Below are 4,181 nucleotides of genomic sequence, written 5' to 3' on the forward strand. Positions count from 1 at the left end.
AAGCACCCGCGAGGGTGCCATTCAGCTAGCCCCCGCGTCGGAGGGGCGTTAGCCCCGAACGACCGGCGGGAAAAAGTATACAGTATCCGTAATCGACCCTTGTGGTCGCACTTGGATGGGGAGGTGCGACCACAAGGGTCGAGGAATTTGGGACAACTCGCAACCCGCCGGTCTTCGGCTCTACGAGCCTCGACCGGGGGCTATCTGAGTGGCACCCTGGCGGGTGCTCTATCATGGTGTCCGACTCGTCCGACTTGTCCGATTAGGTACCCCACCAAAACAAAAACCTTACCCATAGACGCTCTGGTGGGTGCTACAGCGTAACCCCCTGAAAGGCGGGAGGGGATAGGGAGGGTTTGGTATATTTTGGGTAAATTTGTGGTACTATTCGGAAGTATACACCTTATTATATAGAGAGCAGAGAGATGAAGAGAGTGACCTATTATCAAGGGAGTGATGGCTTGGTCTATGCAGTGCGGCACACGCAGCCGATTGAGGGTGCGGACGCGGCGGCTTTGTCGTGGTTATTTGGCGACGCAAAGGAGGTGCCTGTGGATACGCTTACTGGCTACTATGTGGGGCCTAGGGCGGAGATGGTGACCCCTTGGAGTACCACGGCGGTGGAGATTACTCAGAATATGGACTTAGGCTATCGCCTAGGGATTGACCGCATTGAGTTTTATACACCCGCCACTGCCGATACCCCTTTTGATAGGATGCTTCTTCGGAAGTATGAGGGGCTGGGCACCAACATCTTTAGAGGTGCCGATAGCCCTGAGCAGGTGATTGAGGTGCAGGATATCCGATCCTACAATGAGGCGGAGGGCTTGGCACTGAGTGAGGAGGAGGTGGCATATTTGGAGGAGGTGGCTAAGGAGCTAGGTAGGCCTTTGACCGATAGCGAGCTCTTTGGCTTTTCGCAGGTCAATTCGGAGCACTGCCGGCACAAGATCTTCGGGGGTACCTTTGTGATTGATGGCGAGGAGAAAGGGCGTTCGCTCTTCCAGATGATCAAGGAGACCTCCAAGGAGCACCCCAATAATCTGGTTTCGGCTTACAAGGATAATGTGGCTTTCAATAGCGGTCCGGAGGTGGAGATCTTTGCCCCTCGTGATGCGGCTGGTCCCGACTTTTTCCGTACCAAAAAGGTGAAGTCGGTGCTTTCGCTCAAGGCGGAGACGCACAACTTCCCTACCACTGTAGAGCCCTTCAATGGTGCGGCGACTGGCTCGGGTGGAGAGATTCGCGACCGCTTGGCAGGGGGTAAGGCGAGTTTGCCATTGGCAGGCACGGCGGTCTACATGACCCCTTACACTCGCGAGAGCCACAAGCGATGGGAGGAGGGTATCTCGGCCCGTCCTTGGCTCTATCAGACGCCTCAGGAGTTGCTCACCAAGGCGAGCAATGGGGCGAGTGACTTCGGTAATAAGTATGGTCAGCCTTTGATCACCGGTTCGGTGCTCACCTTTGAGCATCAGGAGGGTGAGGAGCTCTGGGGCTACGACAAGGTGATCATGCTGGCTGGTGGCGTGGGCTATGCTCAGGAGCGTGATGCTCTGAAGGGAGAGGCCTCGGCAGGTGATAAGATGGTGGTGATGGGGGGTGATAACTACCGTATCGGTATGGGCGGAGGAGCGGTCTCCTCGGTCAATACGGGTCAGTACGAAGATGCGATTGAACTGAATGCTATTCAGCGCTCCAACCCTGAGATGCAGAAGCGTGCTGCCAATGTGATTCGGGCGATGGCGGAGGGAGATATCAATCCGATTGTCTCGATCCACGACCATGGAGCTGGAGGTCACCTCAACTGTCTGAGTGAGTTGGTAGAGACGCAAGGGGGTAGAATCTACCTCGATAAGCTGCCTATCGGCGACCCTTCTCTTTCGGCTAAGGAGATCATCTCCAATGAGAGCCAGGAGCGTATGGGGCTACTGGTGAAGTCGGGCGATATTGAGGGGCTACGGCGTATTGCGGAGCGTGAGAAGGCACCATTTTATGTGGTGGGTGAGGCGACGGGCGATAAGGAGCTATCCTTTATTGCTGAGGATGGGTCGAAGCCTTTTGATCTGAAGCTGGAGCATCTCTTTGGTTCGGCTCCGAAGACGATTATGACCGATACCACACGCGAGCAAAGCTTTAGTGAGCCACGGGAGGAGGAGCTTTCGGCCGACCGCTTTGTGGAAAACCTCTACAATGTACTATCGCTAGAGGCGGTAGGCAATAAGGATTGGCTTACCAATAAGGTGGACCGCTCGGTAACGGGCAAGGTGGCTCGCCAACAGACTGCTGGACCACTGCAGCTACCGCTCTCCGACCTCGGTGCTGTGGCACTCGATTATGAGGGTAGGGCAGGTATTGCTACGTCGATTGGGCACGCACCTCAGGTAGCGCTGGTGAATGCTCCAGCCGGTTCGCGTGTAGCAATCGCGGAGGCACTGACCAATCTGATCGGTGCTCCACTCAAGGAGGGGCTGAAGTCGGTATCGCTCTCGGCCAACTGGATGTGGCCTTGCCGCAATGATGGTGAGAATGCTCGCCTTTATGCAGCTGTAGAGGCGGCGAGTGACTTTGCCAAGGCGATAGGGGTCAATATCCCTACTGGTAAGGATTCACTTTCAATGACGCAGAAGTATCCTGGTGGGCACAAGGTACTTTCGCCAGGGACGCTGATTGTCTCTGCCGCTGGTGAGGTGTCGGATGTGCAGAAGATTGTACCACAGGTGTGGAATGGCAAGGGGACGATTTACCAAGTGGATCTCTCCTTTATGCCTGGTTGCCTTGGTGGCTCTGCCCTTTATCAGACGCTCGGTAAGGTGGGGGTTGAGGTGCCAGATATTGCCAATCCCGACTATTTTGTGAAGGGCTTTAAGGCCATCCAAGGGGCTATGGCACACGGACTGGTGCAGGCGGTGCACGATATCTCGGCGGGTGGTGTGATTACCGCTCTGGTGGAGATGATGCTGGGCAATGCTCGTGGTGGTCTGAAGGTGGAGGCACCGAATAGACCAATAGCAAAGGCACTCTTCGCGGAGAACCCTGGTCTATTGCTCTTTACTACTCAGTCGGAGGCGTTGGAGCAATTCCTTGATGGCGAGGGAGTATGCTACTTGCCAGTGGCAACGACTACCGAGATGCCTACGCTGGTGATTAAGAGTCAGGACCTTGACGTGGAGCTAGGTATGCAGGATCTGCTTGACCGCTGGAGTGTGGCCACCGATGCTTTGGAGAAGCATCAGACCACTCCTGAGAATGCAGCACTTAGGGCAAAGAACCGTGGTCGCCAACCTCTGAAGTATCACTTTGCGGAGGGGCTCTCATTTGTCCGTCCAAAGCGTGAGGAGAAGCGGAGTGGGGTGACAGCTGCCATTATCCGTGATAAGGGAACGAATGGCGAGCGTGAGATGGCTTATGCCCTCTATCTCGCTGGTTTTGATGTGAAGGATGTGCACATGACCGACCTGATGAGTGGGCGTGAGACGCTGGAGGAGGTGCAATTGATCGTCTTTTGCGGTGGATTCTCTCACTCCGATGTATTGGGCAGTGCCAAGGGTTGGGCGGCTGGCTTTAAGTACAATGCCAAGGCACGCCAAGCACTCGACCGATTCTATGCCCGTAAGGATACGCTTTCGCTCGGTATCTGCAATGGTTGTCAGCTGATGGCGGAGCTCGGGCTACTCTATCCAGAACACGAGGAGAAGCACCGTATGGCACACAATGCTTCGGGTAAGTTTGAGAGTGCCTTTGTGTCGCTTACGATCCCAGAGAATAACTCGGTATTCCTCCACTCGCTGGCGGGTACCACTACCGGTTGCTGGGTGGCACACGGCGAGGGTCGCTTCGACCTGCCTTACGACCTATCAAAGTACCATATCGCAGCTCAGTATGCTTATGAGGAGTATCCTGCCAATCCTAATGGGTCTCCAGCCGGCATCGCTGCACTCACGAGTGCCGATGGCCGTCACTTGGCGATGATGCCACACCCCGAGCGGAGCATCTTCCCATGGCAGTGCGGCTACTACCCCGAGGAGCGTTCGGACGAAGTGACCCCATGGTTCACCATGTTCACCAACGCCTACCGCTGGCTCACCAAGTAGAGCTTACTAGACATTAATATATATAGGCCGTGTGGATCCCCGCACGGCCTATATTTTTTGGGTATGACGGGCATGTCATGCATCTGT

Annotated in this window: 1 protein-coding gene; it reads left to right on the plus strand. The window is 55.3% G+C overall.

All coding sequences use genetic code 11. The features are described from left to right. The first annotated feature begins 425 nt into the window (after positions 1-425). Positions 426-4,094 (plus strand): phosphoribosylformylglycinamidine synthase, encoded by a 3,669-nt coding sequence (gene purL / locus HMPREF3027_RS01500; RefSeq protein WP_070706452.1) that lies wholly within the window; start codon positions 426-428, stop codon positions 4,092-4,094. The last annotated feature ends 87 nt before the right edge of the window (positions 4,095-4,181 follow it).

Source organism: Porphyromonas sp. HMSC077F02 (genome assembly GCF_001815465.1).
GTDB lineage: Bacteria > Bacteroidota > Bacteroidia > Bacteroidales > Porphyromonadaceae > Porphyromonas_A > Porphyromonas_A somerae.

Coding starts and splice junctions, on each gene's coding strand:
- purL (WP_070706452.1), top strand. CDS start 426: ATGAAGAGAGTGACCTATTATCAAGGGAGTGATGGCTTGGTCTATGCA.